Source organism: Streptomyces africanus, assembly GCF_030816955.1.
In the GTDB taxonomy this organism is placed as follows: Bacteria; Actinomycetota; Actinomycetes; order Streptomycetales; family Streptomycetaceae; genus Streptomyces; species Streptomyces africanus.
Genome location: NZ_JAUSYP010000001.1, coordinates 6,396,489 through 6,413,678 on the forward strand (window position 1 = coordinate 6,396,489; position 17,190 = coordinate 6,413,678).

Consider the following 17,190-nt stretch of genomic DNA (forward strand, 5'->3'; position numbering starts at 1 on the left):
AATAAGCGGGCCACCGGTGCCCGCACCACCCACACGACAACTGCTTCTGCACGAACGTCACGCGCGCCACGTGCCCTACCGGTACGTGGCGCGCGTGGTTGAGGAGAGTCTTTTGAGTCATCCGCATCCCGAACTCAGCCCGCCCCCGCCGCTCCCCGAAGGCGGCCTGCGGGTCACCCCGCTCGGCGGCCTCGGCGAAATCGGCCGGAACATGACGGTCTTCGAGTACGGCGGCCGCCTGCTGATCGTCGACTGCGGAGTGCTCTTCCCCGAGGAGGAGCAGCCCGGAATCGACCTGATCCTGCCGGACTTCTCGTCCATCAGGGACCGCCTCGACGACATCGAGGGCATCGTCCTCACGCACGGCCACGAGGACCACATCGGCGGCGTCCCCTTCCTCCTGCGCGAGAAGCCCGACATCCCGCTGATCGGCTCCAAGCTGACCCTCGCCCTCATCGAGGCCAAGCTCCAGGAGCACCGCATCCGCCCGTACACCCTCGAGGTGACGGAAGGGCACCGCGAGCGCATCGGCCCGTTCGACTGCGAGTTCGTCGCCGTCAACCACTCCATCCCCGACGCGCTGGCCGTCGCCATCCGCACCCCGGCGGGCATGGCGGTGCACACCGGCGACTTCAAGATGGACCAGCTCCCGCTGGACAACCGCCTCACGGACCTCCACGCATTCGCACGCCTGAGCGAGGAGGGCATCGACCTCCTGCTCTCGGACTCGACGAACGCCGAGGTCCCGGGCTTCGTCCCGCCCGAGCGGGAGATCTCCAACGTCCTGCGCCAGGTCTTCGCCAGTGCCCGCAAGCGCATCATCGTCGCGAGCTTCGCCAGCCACGTCCACCGCATCCAGCAGATCCTGGACGCGGCGCACGAGTACGGCCGCCGCGTCGCCTTCGTCGGACGCTCCATGGTCCGCAACATGGGCATCGCACGTGACCTGGGCTACCTGAAGGTCCCCCCGGGCCTGGTCGTGGACGTCAAGACGCTCGACGACCTCCCGGACAGTGAGGTGGTCCTCGTCTGCACCGGCTCCCAGGGCGAACCCATGGCCGCCCTGTCGAGGATGGCCAACCGGGACCACCAGATCCGCATCGTCCAGGGCGACACGGTGATCCTCGCGTCGTCCCTGATCCCCGGCAACGAGAACGCGGTCTACCGCGTGATCAACGGCCTCACCCGCTGGGGCGCCAACGTGGTCCACAAGGGCAATGCCAAGGTCCACGTCTCCGGCCACGCCTCCGCGGGCGAGCTGCTGTACTTCTACAACATCTGCCGCCCGAAGAACCTGATGCCGGTGCACGGCGAATGGCGCCACCTGCGCGCCAACGCCGAGCTGGGCGCCCTGACCGGCGTCCCGCACGACCGCATCGTGATCGCCGAGGACGGCGTCGCCGTCGACCTCGTCGAGGGCAAGGCCAAGATCTCCGGCAAGGTCCAGGCGGGTTACGTCTACGTCGACGGACTCTCGGTCGGCGATGTGGGGGAGCCGGCCCTCAAGGACCGCAAGATCCTCGGTGACGAGGGCATCATCTCGGTCTTCGTGGTCATGGACTCGTCCACCGGGAAGATCACCGGAGGCCCGCACATCCAGGCCCGCGGCTCCGGCATCGAGGACTCCGCCTTCAGTGACGTGATCCCCAGGATCACGGAGTCACTCGAGCGCTCCGCCCAGGACGGCGTGGTCGAACCCCACCAGCTCCAGCAGCTCGTCCGCCGCACGCTCGGCAAGTGGGTCTCGGACACGTACCGGCGCCGGCCGATGATCCTGCCTGTGGTGGTGGAGGTCTGACGGTCCGTCGGGCCTGAGCAGGCGCCAACTGGGAGCGGGGCCCCTCGATTTGCATCGAGGAGCCCCGCTCCAGTAGGTTTACAACTCCTTCCGAAGGGGCACCCGGCCGACTCAGGCACGGGGACCATGCCCGGCCGAGGAAGGGAAATCCGACTCAGAACTTCTGATAAAGTCGGAACCGCCGGAAAGGGAAACGCGGAAGCGGGAACCTGGAAAGCACCGAGGAAATCGGGTCGAGAAAAGATCTGATAGAGTCGGAAACGCAAGACCGAAGGGAAGCGCCCGGAGGAAAGCCCGAGAGGGTGAGTACAAAGGAAGCGACCGTTCCTTGAGAACTCAACAGCGTGCCAAAAGTCAACGCCAGATATATTGATACCCCGTCTCCAGCATCTGCTGGGGCGAGGTTCCTTTGAAAAAACACAGCGAGGACGCTGTGAACGGCCGGGCTTATTCCGCCTGGCTGTTCCGCTCTCGTGGTGTTCATCCCGATTACGGGAAAACATTCACGGAGAGTTTGATCCTGGCTCAGGACGAACGCTGGCGGCGTGCTTAACACATGCAAGTCGAACGATGAACCACTTCGGTGGGGATTAGTGGCGAACGGGTGAGTAACACGTGGGCAATCTGCCCTGCACTCTGGGACAAGCCCTGGAAACGGGGTCTAATACCGGATACAACCACTAGGGGCATCTCTTGGTGGTGGAAAGCTCCGGCGGTGCAGGATGAGCCCGCGGCCTATCAGCTAGTTGGTGAGGTAATGGCTCACCAAGGCGACGACGGGTAGCCGGCCTGAGAGGGCGACCGGCCACACTGGGACTGAGACACGGCCCAGACTCCTACGGGAGGCAGCAGTGGGGAATATTGCACAATGGGCGAAAGCCTGATGCAGCGACGCCGCGTGAGGGATGACGGCCTTCGGGTTGTAAACCTCTTTCAGCAGGGAAGAAGCGAAAGTGACGGTACCTGCAGAAGAAGCGCCGGCTAACTACGTGCCAGCAGCCGCGGTAATACGTAGGGCGCGAGCGTTGTCCGGAATTATTGGGCGTAAAGAGCTCGTAGGCGGCTTGTCACGTCGGTTGTGAAAGCCCGGGGCTTAACCCCGGGTCTGCAGTCGATACGGGCAGGCTAGAGTTCGGTAGGGGAGATCGGAATTCCTGGTGTAGCGGTGAAATGCGCAGATATCAGGAGGAACACCGGTGGCGAAGGCGGATCTCTGGGCCGATACTGACGCTGAGGAGCGAAAGCGTGGGGAGCGAACAGGATTAGATACCCTGGTAGTCCACGCCGTAAACGGTGGGCACTAGGTGTGGGCAACATTCCACGTTGTCCGTGCCGCAGCTAACGCATTAAGTGCCCCGCCTGGGGAGTACGGCCGCAAGGCTAAAACTCAAAGGAATTGACGGGGGCCCGCACAAGCGGCGGAGCATGTGGCTTAATTCGACGCAACGCGAAGAACCTTACCAAGGCTTGACATACACCGGAAAACCCTGGAGACAGGGTCCCCCTTGTGGTCGGTGTACAGGTGGTGCATGGCTGTCGTCAGCTCGTGTCGTGAGATGTTGGGTTAAGTCCCGCAACGAGCGCAACCCTTGTCCCGTGTTGCCAGCAGGCCCTTGTGGTGCTGGGGACTCACGGGAGACCGCCGGGGTCAACTCGGAGGAAGGTGGGGACGACGTCAAGTCATCATGCCCCTTATGTCTTGGGCTGCACACGTGCTACAATGGCCGGTACAATGAGCTGCGATACCGCGAGGTGGAGCGAATCTCAAAAAGCCGGTCTCAGTTCGGATTGGGGTCTGCAACTCGACCCCATGAAGTCGGAGTCGCTAGTAATCGCAGATCAGCATTGCTGCGGTGAATACGTTCCCGGGCCTTGTACACACCGCCCGTCACGTCACGAAAGTCGGTAACACCCGAAGCCGGTGGCCCAACCCCCTTGTGGGGAGGGAGCTGTCGAAGGTGGGACTGGCGATTGGGACGAAGTCGTAACAAGGTAGCCGTACCGGAAGGTGCGGCTGGATCACCTCCTTTCTAAGGAGCACTTCTTACTCGGACCTAGTCCGGGTCAGAGGCCAGTACATCAGCGAATGTCTGATGCTGGTTGCTCATGGGTGGAACGTTGACTACTCGGCACACTTGATCGTCTTCTCCTTCCAGTACTGCTCGCAAGAGCGTGGAACGTTGAGGGAAGCGGGGAGTGTGTTGGGCACGCTGTTGGGTGTCTGAGGGAATGAACTTTCCTCAGTGCCGGCCCCAGTGAACTCGCCTGTAAAGGGTGGGGTGATGGGTGGCTGGTCGTTGTTTGAGAACTGCACAGTGGACGCGAGCATCTGTGGCCAAGTTTTTAAGGGCGCACGGTGGATGCCTTGGCACCAGGAACCGATGAAGGACGTGGGAGGCCACGATAGTCCCCGGGGAGTCGTCAACCAGGCTTTGATCCGGGGGTTTCCGAATGGGGAAACCCGGCAGTCGTCATGGGCTGTCACCCGCTGCTGAACACATAGGCAGTGTGGAGGGAACGCGGGGAAGTGAAACATCTCAGTACCCGCAGGAAGAGAAAACAACCGTGATTCCGGGAGTAGTGGCGAGCGAAACCGGATGAGGCCAAACCGTATGCGTGTGAGACCCGGCAGGGGTTGCGTATACGGGGTTGTGGGATCTCTCTTTCATGGTCTGCCGGCCATGAGACGAGTCAGAAACCGTTGATGTAGGCGAAGGACATGCGAAAGGTCCGGCGTAGAGGGTAAGACCCCCGTAGTCGAAACGTCAGCGGCTCGTTTGAGAGACACCCAAGTAGCACGGGGCCCGAGAAATCCCGTGTGAATCTGGCGGGACCACCCGCTAAGCCTAAATATTCCCTGGTGACCGATAGCGGATAGTACCGTGAGGGAATGGTGAAAAGTACCGCGGGAGCGGAGTGAAATAGTACCTGAAACCGTGTGCCTACAAGCCGTGGGAGCGTCGGAATGAAGACTTGTCTTCATTCTCGTGACTGCGTGCCTTTTGAAGAATGAGCCTGCGAGTTTGCGGTGTGTTGCGAGGTTAACCCGAGTGGGGAAGCCGTAGCGAAAGCGAGTCCGAATAGGGCGATTTTAGTAGCACGCTCAAGACCCGAAGCGGAGTGATCTAGCCATGGGCAGGTTGAAGCGGAGGTAAGACTTCGTGGAGGACCGAACCCACCAGGGTTGAAAACCTGGGGGATGACCTGTGGTTAGGGGTGAAAGGCCAATCAAACTCCGTGATAGCTGGTTCTCCCCGAAATGCATTTAGGTGCAGCGTCGTGTGTTTCTTGCCGGAGGTAGAGCACTGGATAGGCGATGGGCCCTACCGGGTTACTGACCTTAGCCAAACTCCGAATGCCGGTAAGTGAGAGCGCGGCAGTGAGACTGTGGGGGATAAGCTCCATGGTCGAGAGGGAAACAGCCCAGAGCATCGACTAAGGCCCCTAAGCGTACGCTAAGTGGGAAAGGATGTGGAGTCGCACAGACAACCAGGAGGTTGGCTTAGAAGCAGCCACCCTTGAAAGAGTGCGTAATAGCTCACTGGTCTAGTGATTCCGCGCCGACAATGTAGCGGGGCTCAAGCGTACCGCCGAAGTCGTGTCATTGCAGCATATACGGCCAACGCCGGCTGTGATGGGTAGGGGAGCGTCGTCTGCCGGGTGAAGCAGCACCGGAAGGTAGTTGTGGACGGTTGACGAGTGAGAATGCAGGCATGAGTAGCGATTCACACGTGAGAAACGTGTGCGCCGATTGACTAAGGGTTCCTGGGTCAAGCTGATCTGCCCAGGGTAAGTCGGGACCTAAGGCGAGGCCGACAGGCGTAGTCGATGGATAACCGGTTGATATTCCGGTACCCGCTGTGAAGCGTCAAACATCGAATCCAGTGATGCTAAGCCCGTGAAGCCGTTCCGGACCCTTCGGGGAAAGGAAAGTGGTGGAGCCGGTGACCCAATCTGGTAGTAGGTGAGTGATGGGGTGACGCAGGAAGGTAGTCCAGCCCGGGCGGTGGTTGTCCCGGGGTAAGGGTGTAGGCCGTGCGGTAGGTAAATCCGTCGCACACAAGGCTGAGACCTGATGCCGAGCCGATTGTGGTGAAGTGGATGATCCTATGCTGTCGAGAAAAGCCTCTAGCGAGTTTCATGGCGGCCCGTACCCTAAACCGACTCAGGTGGTCAGGTAGAGAATACCGAGGCGTTCGGGTGAACTATGGTTAAGGAACTCGGCAAAATGCCCCCGTAACTTCGGGAGAAGGGGGGCCACATCCGGTGATGAGCTTTGCGCTCTGAGCTGGGGGTGGCCGCAGAGACCAGCGAGAAGCGACTGTTTACTAAAAACACAGGTCCGTGCGAAGCCGTAAGGCGATGTATACGGACTGACGCCTGCCCGGTGCTGGAACGTTAAGGGGACCGGTTAGTCACTCTTCGGGGTGGCGAAGCTGAGAACTTAAGCGCCAGTAAACGGCGGTGGTAACTATAACCATCCTAAGGTAGCGAAATTCCTTGTCGGGTAAGTTCCGACCTGCACGAATGGCGTAACGACTTCTCGACTGTCTCAACCATAGGCCCGGTGAAATTGCACTACGAGTAAAGATGCTCGTTTCGCGCAGCAGGACGGAAAGACCCCGGGACCTTTACTACAGTTTGATATTGGTGTTCGGTTCGGCTTGTGTAGGATAGCTGGGAGACTGTGAAGCGCTAACGCCAGTTAGTGTGGAGTCGTCGTTGAAATACCAGTCTGGTCGTGCTGGATGTCTAACCTGGGTCCGTGATCCGGATCAGGGACAGTGTCTGATGGGTAGTTTAACTGGGGCGGTTGCCTCCTAAAGAGTAACGGAGGCGCCCAAAGGTTCCCTCAGCCTGGTTGGCAATCAGGTGTTGAGTGTAAGTGCACAAGGGAGCTTGACTGTGAGACCGACGGGTCGAGCAGGGACGAAAGTCGGGACTAGTGATCCGGCGGTGGCTTGTGGAAGCGCCGTCGCTCAACGGATAAAAGGTACCCCGGGGATAACAGGCTGATCTTCCCCAAGAGTCCATATCGACGGGATGGTTTGGCACCTCGATGTCGGCTCGTCGCATCCTGGGGCTGGAGTCGGTCCCAAGGGTTGGGCTGTTCGCCCATTAAAGCGGTACGCGAGCTGGGTTTAGAACGTCGTGAGACAGTTCGGTCCCTATCCGCTGTGCGCGTAGGAGTCTTGAGAAGGGCTGTCCCTAGTACGAGAGGACCGGGACGGACGAACCTCTGGTGTGCCAGTTGTTCTGCCAAGGGCATGGCTGGTTGGCTACGTTCGGGAGGGATAACCGCTGAAAGCATCTAAGCGGGAAGCCTGCTTCGAGATGAGGACTCCCACCTCCTAGAGAGGGTAAGGCTCCCAGTAGACGACTGGGTTGATAGGCCGGATATGGAAGCACGGTAACGTGTGGAGTTGACCGGTACTAATAGGCCGAGGGCTTGTCCTCAGTTGCTCGCGTCCACTGTGTTGGTTCTGAAACCACGAACAACCAAAGTGCCGGTTGTCAGTTTCATAGTGTTTCGGTGGTTATAGCGTAGGGGAAACGCCCGGTTACATTCCGAACCCGGAAGCTAAGCCTTACAGCGCCGATGGTACTGCAGGGGGGACCCTGTGGGAGAGTAGGACGCCGCCGAACAATTATTGACAGGGCTGGGCCCGTAACTTCGGTTACGGGCCCAGCCCTTTTTTGTTCTCCGTCACTTGAAGTTCACGTTGCGCGATCAGCATCCAGAGCATGGGTACTGCTGCAATGCTCAGGGCCGCCGGAGTCGGACTCGGTGACGAAGTCGTCGTGCCGGCCTTCGGGAACGTCGAGGTGGCCGAGGCCGTGGCCAAGGCCGGGGCGCTGCCCGTGTTCGCTGACATAGATCCCTTCACCTACTGCCTCGATGCCTCCGCTGTGGAAGCGGCGGTGACTCCGCGGACCGCGGCCGTGGTGGTCGTACACCGCTTCGGCCGGCTCGCCGACATCGCGCGGCTGCACGAGCTGGGAGCACGGCACGGGCTGCTCGTGCTGGAGCAGGGGGAGTCCGAGGCGCCGTACGACGAGATAGCCCAGCGCAGGGAGCGGGCGGCTTATCTCCATGCGAAGTTGAGGGGTGTGCGGACGCCGGACGACGGTGACGGGCACACCTATCAGCAGTACGTCGTGCGCGTTCCGGGCAATGGACGGCCGGATCGGGACGCTTTCGCACGGGCTGTGCGGGGCCGGGGAGTCGAGTGCCGGGTGCCGGTGAAGACTCCGGTGCACCGGCTGCCCGAATTCCGGCGGTGTGTTTCTCTCCCGGAGACGGAGCGCGCTTCCGACGAGACGCTCGCACTGCCGGTGGACGCCACCCTGACCAAGCGGGACATGCAGCGGATCGTGTCCGCCTGTAATGCCCTTGGAGGGCTTCTCCAGCCCGCTTTCTGACGTGGTTGGGAGCACGGGTCTGTTCGGGGTATGATCTATTCCGTTGCCGCGCGGGAAACCCCGCAAAGCGACAGGCCCCTATAGCTCAGTCGGTAGAGCGTCTCCATGGTAAGGAGAAGGTCAACGGTTCGATTCCGTTTGGGGGCTCCAACAGAAAAGGCCCCACCCTCAAGGGTGGGGCCTTTTTCGTGTCCTAGTCCTTGTGGAGGCCCGGGACGCGCATTGCCAGGATCGCCATGTCGTCGGACGGGGCGTCCGACGCGAAGCGTTCCACCGCGCGCATGATGCGGGCCGCGACGGCGCCGGCGGTAAGGCCCGTGCAGGTCGTCAGGACGTCGGCGAGGCCGTCGTCGCCCAGCATGCGGGCGCCTTCGCGGCGTTCGGTGACGCCGTCCGTGACGCACAGGAGGACGTCGCCCGGGTCCAGGGTGACCGTCTGCTCGTAGAGTTCCAGGTCGTCGATGACGCCGAGGAGCGGCTGGGGTTCGGCTGCCGGTTCCACCGAGCCGTCCTGGCGCAGGCGCAGCGGGAGCGGGTGGCCGGCGCAGACGACCTTCAGTTCGGCGCTGCCGTCCTCCTGGGGGCGCATCTCGCCGTAGAGGAGGGTGAGGAAGCGGCTGCGGGCGCCTTCGTCGAGGATGGCGGAGTTCAGACGTTCCAGGACTGCCGGGCCGCTGAGGCCCTCGCGGGCCAGGAGGCGCAGGGCGTGGCGGGCCAGGCCCGTGACCGCCGCCGCGTTCGGGCCCGTACCGCAGACGTCGCCGATGGCGAAGCCGTAGGCGCCGTCGCGGATGGGGAAGACGTCGTAGAAGTCGCCGCCGACCTCGTTGCCCTCGCCGGCTGCGCGGTAGATGACCTCGACCTCGACTCCCTCGATCGTGGGGAGTTCCGGGGGGAGGAGGCTGCGCTGGAGGGACTGGCTGATGGCCGTGCGCTCGGAGTAGAGGCGGGCGTTGTCCAGGGCCAGGGCGGCTCGGCGGGACAGGTCCTCGGCGAGTTCCAGGATCTCCTGACGGAAGTGCTCGTCGGTCGGCTTGCCGAGGGTGAGCATGCCGATGACGCGGTTGCGGGCGACCAGCGGGAGCACGACCGTCTCGCCGCCCACCGCGGATGCCGTGGCGAGGGTCGGGCCGATGCCGGGGGTGACCTGGTGGGTCGGGCCGCCGCTGAGGCCGAGGCTGCGCATGGAGCTGCGCAGGGCCGCCTGGTGGGCCACCTCGGCGGGGGCCGTCCAGACGCGTGCGCCGGGGGTGGGGACCGGGTCGGGCGGGGGCACCTTCGACAGCAGGGACTTGATGCCGTCGATGAGTTCCTCGTCCTCGTGCAGGACGTACGACAGGTACGGCTCCGAGGCCTGGTGGGCGATCGTGTAGACGGCACACCAGGTGGCGAGGGTGGGGACGGTCATCTGGGCCATCAGGGCCAGGGTCTGGTCGCGGTCCAGGGTGCCGGCGAGCAGGTCGGAGGCCTCGACCAGGAAGTTCAGGGAGCCGCGGCGCAGGCGTTCCAGTTCGCCGAGGCGGGCCGATTCGACGGCGAGCGCGATGCGGTCGGCGGCGAACTGGAGGCGGAGGGCTTCCTCGTTGGAGTATCTGCCGGGGGCCTCGGCGGCGACGCCGAGGGAGCCGGTGAGGCGGCCCTCGACCTTCAGCGGGACCGTGACGACCGAGCGCATGCCCGTGCCGTTCAGCAGCGGGACCGCGCCGGGGACCGCCGTCAGGTCGTCGTGGACGGCCGGCATGCGGGCGGAGCCGTAGCGGCCGGAGCCCGCCTCGACGGGGACGCGGGCGAAGCGCTGGCGGGCGGAGGGCAGGCCCGTGGAGGCGCGGACCTCCAGTTCCGTCTCGTCGTCGGTGGCCAGGAGGAGGAACGCGGAGTCGCCGTCGAGCATGTCGCGGGCGCGTTCGACCGTGCGCTGGAGGAGGCCGTCGAGGTCGTCCGGAGCGGGGTAGCCGATGAACACCTCGAAGGGGTCGGTGCTCTGGCCCTCGGAGGTGGTGGACGTGTCGGAGGCGGGGACGCGCAGGGGTGTCTGGAGAACGGCCCGTTCGTGGTCCCGTACCAGGAGGCACACGGTTGACGGTTCGCCGCCGGTGTCGCGGACGCGCAGGTGGGAGGCGTAGACGGGGGTTACGCGGCCGTTGGCGGCGCGGATGCCGTAGCTGCCTTCCCAGCGGGAGAGCTGGAGAGCGTCCGCGATGCCGGTGCTGGTGCCCGGGGTGTGCGGCCAGGCCGCGAGGTCGGTCAGGGGTTTGCCGGTGACCTGCTCGGCCGGGTAGCCGAAGAGGTCTTCGGCGTCCTCGTTCCAGGCGGTGATGTGGCCGGTGCGGTCGATCTGGATGACGGCCACGCGGACCCGGCCGTCGGCGAGGGGGAGGAGGTCGGCGGGGAGGGCCGGGCCGGCCGCGCGGGTGCCCACCACCCTGGCGGGGAGGTCGAGTTGGAACCAGACGGTCTTGTGGGTGGGGGTGTACTCGACGCCCCAGCGGCCGGCGAGGGCCGCGCACAGCTGGAGGCCGCGTCCGCCCTCGCGGTCGGGGCTGCCCATGTTGATGGCCGAGGCCTGGAGCGGGATCTCGCGCTCGGGGTACCGGTCGGCCACCTCGATGCGCACGCCCTCGTCGGTGCGCAGGCAGAGCAGGTCGGCGGAGGTGCCGGCGTGTACCACGGCGTTGGTCACCAGTTCGCTGGTGAGAACGACGGCGTCGTCGACGATGTCGGCGAAGCCCCAGCCCTGGAGGGTGTCGCGGACGAAGGAGCGGGCGCTCGCGACAGATCGCCCGACAGGCTCGAAACTGGCGGCCGCGCGCGCGGTGATCACAGAACTCCTCGACCGGTTCTCGACGTGCTGGGCTGCGTGGCCGACCGGCTCGCGCCGCTGTTGCGGCAGGTCGCCCGTCGGCCGGGGGTCCGGGGGCTGTCCCCCAGGGATCAGTCCGGTGGTCATGTGTGCGGCCGCCCCTCCGATGCCCGCTCGTCTTCGTGCCACCGCCCAGGCCGGACGAACCGGCGCGGCTGGACAGCCGGATGCAAGGTTACTTACCTTCGCGGTCCATGCGGATGCCGGTCTGCAGTGTTTCCGTCCGGAGGGTGTGCGGACGATGTGCGAAGCTGCCGAACTGTTATGGCCTGGTTCGGGCAGGGTGAAACACTGGGCAAGCTTCTTGTGAAAGTCCGGGCAGGCTGAGTGTCGTCTGCGTACGGGGGGCAGCAGCCCCCTGGGCACGGCCTGGCTTGCAGGGCGGAGAATACGCAGTAGTAACCGGTACGCCGAGCGCGGTACCCCAGCACAGCAGTGATGGTCGACCCCTGCGGGAGGGACACAGTGGAGTCTGGCGCAGCGACGCGTGGCAAGAGGACGCGCGCGAAAGGCGGACAGTCCCCGAGCAACCAGGGAAAAGTGCGCAGTGGCACGACTGAGGTGGACACGGCAGCCCTGAACCGGCTGATGGTCGCTCTGGTGGCGATGCGGGACGGCAACTTCCGCAAGCGGCTCACGGTGTCCGGGGACGGCGTGATGGCCGAGATCGCGGCGGTTTTCAACGAGGTGGCCGACCGCAATCTGCATCTGACGGGTGAGCTCTCGCGGGTGCGGCGGATGGTGGGCCGGGAGGGCAAGCTCACCGAGCGGCTGGAGACGGGGGCCTGCGAGGGCTCCTGGGCGACCGCGATCGACAACTCGAACGCCCTGGTGGACGACTTGGTGCGGCCGGTTTCCGAGGTCAGCAGGGTGCTGTCCGCGGTGGCCGAGGGTGATCTGTCGCCCCGTATGGAGCTGCGGACGCAGGTGCCGGACGGGAACGGGCAGCCGTTGCGCGGCGAGTTCCTGAAGGTCGGGCGGACCGTCAACAACCTGGTCGACCAGTTGTCGACGTTCACCGACGAGGTCACGCGTGTGGCCAGTGAGGTGGGCACCGAAGGCAAGCTGGGCGGGCAGGCCCGTGTGCGTGGTATGTCGGGTTCGTGGCGGGATCTCACGGACTCCGTCAACACGATGGCGTACCGGCTCACCGCTCAGGTGCGGGATATCGCGCTGGTGACGACGGCGGTCGCCAAGGGTGATCTGTCCCGGAAGGTCACGGTTCAGGTGGCCGGCGAGATGCTGGAGCTGAAGAACACCGTCAACACGATGGTGGACCAGCTGTCGGCGTTCTCCTCCGAGGTGACCCGGGTGGCCCGTGAGGTGGGCACGGAGGGTGCCCTGGGCGGGCAGGCTCAGGTGCCCGGGGTGGACGGCGTGTGGAAGGAGCTCACCGACTCCGTCAACACCATGGCCGGGAACCTCACCGCCCAGGTGCGCGGGATCGCGGAGGTGACGACGGCGGTCGCCAACGGTGACCTGTCGCGGAAGGTGACCGTGCAGGCGCGGGGCGAGGTCGCGCAGCTCGCCGAGACGATCAATCAAATGACCGAGACGCTGCGGATCTTCGCGGACGAGGTCACGCGGGTGGCCAACGAGGTCGGGGCCGAGGGGCGGCTCGGCGGTCAGGCGAATGTGCCGGGTGCGGCGGGGACGTGGAAGGACCTCACCGATTCGGTGAACACGGTCTTTCGGAATCTGACCACTCAGGTGCGGGACATCGCTGCCGTGACGACGGCCGTGGCCAACGGTGATCTGTCGCAGAAGGTCACCGTGGACGTGGCCGGCGAGATGCTGGAGCTGAAGAACACCGTCAACACGATGGTCGACCAGCTCTCCGCCTTCGGTGCTGAAGTGACCCGTGTGGCCCGGGAGATCGGTGTCGAGGGTGAGCTGGGCGGTCAGGCGCAGGTGCCGGGCGTGGCCGGGACCTGGAAGGACCTGACGGACTCCGTCAACACGGCGTTCCGGAACCTCACCGGTCAGGTGCGGAACATCGCGCAGGTGACGACGGCGGTGGCCAACGGTGACCTCTCGCAGAAGGTCACGGTCGACGTCTCCGGCGAGATGCTCAAGATGAAGAACACCGTGAACACCATGGTGGATCAGCTGTCGTCCTTCGCCGACCAGGTGACCCGGATGGCCCGGGACGTGGGCACGGAGGGCCGTCTCGGCGGTCAGGCCCAGGTGGACGGCGTGTCCGGCACGTGGAAGGAGCTCACCGACTCCGTCAACTCCATGGCCGGGAACCTCACCTCCCAGGTGCGCAACATCGCGCAGGTGACGACGGCGGTGGCCCGGGGCGACCTGTCGCAGAAGATCGACGTGGACGCGCGCGGCGAGATCCTGGAGCTGAAGAACACCATCAACACGATGGTGGACCAGCTCTCGGCCTTCGCCGACCAGGTGACCCGGGTCGCGCGCGAGGTGGGTACGGACGGCCGACTGGGCGGACAGGCGCAGGTACCCGGCGTCGCCGGTGTGTGGCGTGACCTCACCGATTCCGTGAACGGCATGGCCGGGAACCTCACCGCGCAGGTGCGCAACATCGCGCAGGTGGCGACCGCGGTGGCCCGGGGTGATCTGTCGCAGAAGATCGACGTCGACGCGCGCGGCGAGATCCTGGAGCTGAAGAACACCCTGAACACGATGGTGGACCAGCTGTCGTCGTTCGCCCAGGAGGTCACGCGTGTGGCCCGTGAGGTGGGTACGGAGGGCATCCTGGGCGGCCAGGCCGAGGTACAGGGCGTCTCCGGCACCTGGAAGGACCTCACCCAGTCCGTGAACGGCATGGCCAACAACCTGACCATCCAGGTGCGCAACATCGCCGAGGTCACGACCGCGGTCGCCCGGGGTGATCTGTCGAAGAAGATCACCGTCGACGCCAAGGGCGAGATCCTCGAACTCGTCACGACCGTCAACACGATGGTGGATCAGCTGTCCTCCTTCGCGGAGCAGGTGACCCGGGTGGCCCGTGAGGTGGGCACCGAGGGCATTCTGGGCGGTCAGGCGCACGTGCCGGGTGTCACGGGCATCTGGAAGGACCTGAGCGACAACGTCAACCTGATGGCCAAGAACCTCACCACACAGGTGCGGAACATCTCGCAGGTCTCGGCGGCGGTCGCCAACGGTGACCTGACGCGGCAGGTCACGATCGAGGCGCGCGGTGAGGTCGCGCAGCTCGCCGACACCATCAACACGATGGTCAAGACGCTGAGTTCGTTCGCCGAGCAGGTCACCAAGGTGGCCCGTGAGGTGGGCACGGACGGCATCCTCGGCGGGCAGGCGCACGTGCCGGGTGTGGCCGGTACGTGGAAGGACCTCACCGAGTCCGTGAACCAGATGGCGTCCAACCTGACCGGTCAGGTGCGCAACATCGCGATGGTGACCACGGCCATCGCCAAGGGTGACCTGACGAAGAAGATCGACATCGACGCGCGCGGGGAGATCCTGGAGCTGAAGACGACCATCAACACGATGGTCGACCAGCTGTCGTCCTTCGCCGAGGAGGTCACCCGGGTCGCCCGCGAGGTGGGCACGGAGGGACAGCTCGGCGGGCAGGCACGCGTGCGTGACGTCGACGGCACGTGGCGGGACCTGACCGAGTCCGTGAACGAGATGGCCGGGAACCTGACCCGGCAGGTGCGCGCCATCGCGCGCGTGGCGACGGCGGTGACCCGCGGTGACCTGAACCTGAAGATCGACGTGGACGCGTCCGGGGAGATCCAGGAGCTCCAGGACTACATCAACAAGATGATCGCCAACCTGCGCGACACCACGATCGCCAACAAGGAGCAGGACTGGCTCAAGGGCAACCTGGCCCGGATCTCCGCGCTGATGCAGGGCCGCCGCGACCTGGAGGACGTGGCCTCGCTGATCATGAGCGAGCTGACGCCGGTGGTGTCCGCACAGCACGGCGCGTTCTTCCTGGCGATGCCGCTGGTCGACGGCGAGGACATGAACGCCGCCGACGACGACCAGTACGAGCTGCGCATGCTCGGTTCGTACGGCTACTCGATGGGCTCCATGCCGACGTCGTTCCAGCCGGGTGAGGCGCTGATCGGCACGGCCGCGACGGAGAAGCGCACGATCCTGGTGGAGAACGCGCCCAGCGGCTACCTGAGGATCTCCTCGGGGCTCGGTGAGGCGCCGCCCGCGCAGGTGATCGTGTTGCCGGTGCTGTTCGAGGGGAAGGTGCTCGGCGTCATCGAGCTGGCGTCCTTCACGCCGTTCACGCAGATCCAGAAGGACTTCCTCAACCAGATCGCGGAGATGATCGCCACCAGCGTCAACACCATCTCCGTCAACACCAAGACCGAGCTGCTGCTGGCGCAGTCGCAGGAGCTGACCGAGCAGCTGCGTGAGCGCTCCGCGGAGTTGGAGCAGCGGCAGAAGGCACTCCAGGCGTCCAACGCCGAACTGGAGGAGAAGGCCGAGCTGCTGGCCCAGCAGAACCGCGACATCGAGGTGAAGAACACCGAGATCGAGGAGGCGCGGCAGGTCCTGGAGGAGCGCGCCGAGCAGCTCGCCGTGTCGATGCGCTACAAGAGCGAGTTCCTGGCGAACATGTCGCACGAGCTGCGTACGCCGCTCAACTCGCTGCTGATCCTGGCCAAGCTGCTCGCCGACAACGCCGAGGGGAACCTCTCCCCGAAGCAGGTCGAGTTCGCCGAGACGATCCACGGGGCCGGTTCCGACCTGCTCCAGCTGATCAACGACATCCTCGACCTGTCGAAGGTCGAGGCGGGCAAGATGGACGTCTCCCCGACGCGCATCGCGCTGGTCCAGCTCGTGGACTACGTGGAGGCCACCTTCCGGCCGCTGACCGCGGAGAAGGGCCTGGACCTGTCCGTGCGGGTGTCGCCGGAGCTGCCCGCGACGCTGCACACCGACGAGCAGCGGCTGCTCCAGGTGCTGCGCAACCTGCTGTCGAACGCGGTGAAGTTCACCGACTCCGGGTCGGTGGAGCTGGTCATCAGGCCGGCGCGGGACGACGTGCCGCAGAAGATCCGGGAGCAGTTGCTGGAGACCGGGTCGCTGACCGATCCGGACGCCGAGCTGATCGCGTTCTCCGTGACCGACACCGGGATCGGCATCGCGTCCAGCAAGATGCGGGTGATCTTCGAGGCGTTCAAGCAGGCCGACGGCACGACCAGCCGCAAGTACGGCGGTACGGGCCTCGGGTTGTCCATCTCGCGGGAGATCGCCCAGCTGCTCGGCGGTGAGATTTACGCGCAGAGCGAGCCGGGCCGGGGTTCGACGTTCACGCTGTATCTGCCCCTGCACCCCAGCGAACTGCCGCCGCAGGGCTACCAGCAGCAACTGCCGTCCCTGGAGCCCGGTGACCTGATGGCCTCGACGTCGGACATGTCCGAGCTGTCCGAGGTCGAGGCCGAGACCCCGGCCGAGGTCAAGTCGTACCGCGAGACGCAGAACGGGCCGGCCGCCCTGTTCCGGCGGCGGCGCAGGATGCCGGAGCTGGCTCCGCGCCCGGCGCAGCCGGAGCAGTGGACGCCGGCGGAGCAGGAGGCGGCGCCGAAGCCGCGGCGCGGCATCCGCTTCGGCGGCCAGAAGGTCCTGATCGTCGACGACGACATCCGCAACGTCTTCGCGCTGACCAGCGTCCTGGAGCAGCACGGCCTGTCCGTGCTGTACGCCGAGAACGGCCGTGAGGGCATCGAGGTGCTGGAGCAGCACGAGGACGTGGCGGTCGTCCTGATGGACATCATGATGCCCGAGATGGACGGGTACGCGACGACCACGGCGATCCGCAGGATGCCGCAGTTCGCCGGGCTGCCGATCATCGCGCTGACCGCGAAGGCGATGAAGGGCGACCGGGAGAAGGCGATCGAGTCGGGCGCCTCCGACTACGTCACGAAGCCGGTCGACCCCGATCACCTGCTGACGGTGATGGATCAGTGGATGCGAGGGGAATGAGGGGAACGTTGGACCGTTACGCAACGTTGGCGGGAAGGTTCGGTGTTCACACGGAGTTGCGAACTCAGTGTGCGCATAGTCGTGTAGAAGTACGAGATCTGGGGAACCTTCTGGTCTCCTGCTGCGTTTCTGCTACGAGCACAGTGACATCACGGTGACAGGGTGTGGCGAC

General features: G+C 64.9%; 4 protein-coding genes, 1 tRNA gene and 3 rRNA genes. 7 read left to right on the forward strand and 1 reads right to left on the reverse strand.

The window, feature by feature from the left end:
* The first annotated feature begins 112 nt into the window (after positions 1-112).
* From QF034_RS29755 to QF034_RS29780, 6 genes are all read left to right on the forward strand, one after another.
* A complete protein-coding gene (locus QF034_RS29755; protein WP_307177788.1) occupies positions 113-1,798 on the forward strand; it encodes a ribonuclease J in 1,686 nt (561 codons plus the stop codon).
* Positions 1,799-2,300: 502 nt separating this feature from the next.
* Positions 2,301-3,828 (forward strand): 16S ribosomal RNA (locus QF034_RS29760).
* Between the two features lie 303 nt (positions 3,829-4,131).
* Positions 4,132-7,255 (forward strand): 23S ribosomal RNA (locus QF034_RS29765).
* Positions 7,256-7,327: 72 nt separating this feature from the next.
* Positions 7,328-7,444, forward strand: a 5S ribosomal RNA gene (rrf, locus tag QF034_RS29770).
* The 16S, 23S and 5S rRNA genes sit together here, the layout of an rRNA operon.
* Positions 7,445-7,558: 114 nt before the next feature.
* On the forward strand, positions 7,559-8,221 hold the full coding sequence (locus QF034_RS29775) for a DegT/DnrJ/EryC1/StrS family aminotransferase (protein WP_307180005.1): 663 nt from the start codon (positions 7,559-7,561) through the stop codon (positions 8,219-8,221).
* Positions 8,222-8,295: 74 nt separating this feature from the next.
* A tRNA-Thr gene (locus QF034_RS29780) sits at positions 8,296-8,371 on the forward strand.
* A 43-nt stretch (positions 8,372-8,414) separates the two neighbouring features.
* Here the strand turns inward: QF034_RS29780 and QF034_RS29785 are convergent.
* Positions 8,415-11,168: a SpoIIE family protein phosphatase gene (locus QF034_RS29785; protein ID WP_307177789.1), complete on the reverse strand. Its 2,754-nt coding sequence runs from the start codon at positions 11,166-11,168 to the stop codon at positions 8,415-8,417.
* 378 nt (positions 11,169-11,546) lie between these two features.
* On the opposite strand from QF034_RS29785, the gene QF034_RS29790 reads away from it, so the two are divergent.
* Complete coding sequence (locus tag QF034_RS29790; protein WP_307177790.1) at positions 11,547-17,018, forward strand: HAMP domain-containing protein; 5,472 nt, start codon at positions 11,547-11,549, stop codon at positions 17,016-17,018.
* Positions 17,019-17,190: the final 172 nt, after the last annotated feature.

Coding starts and splice junctions, on each gene's coding strand:
- QF034_RS29775 (WP_307180005.1), top strand. CDS start 7,559: ATGCTCAGGGCCGCCGGAGTCGGACTCGGTGACGAAGTCGTCGTGCCG.
- QF034_RS29785 (WP_307177789.1), bottom strand. CDS start 11,168: ATGACCACCGGACTGATCCCTGGGGGACAGCCCCCGGACCCCCGGCCG.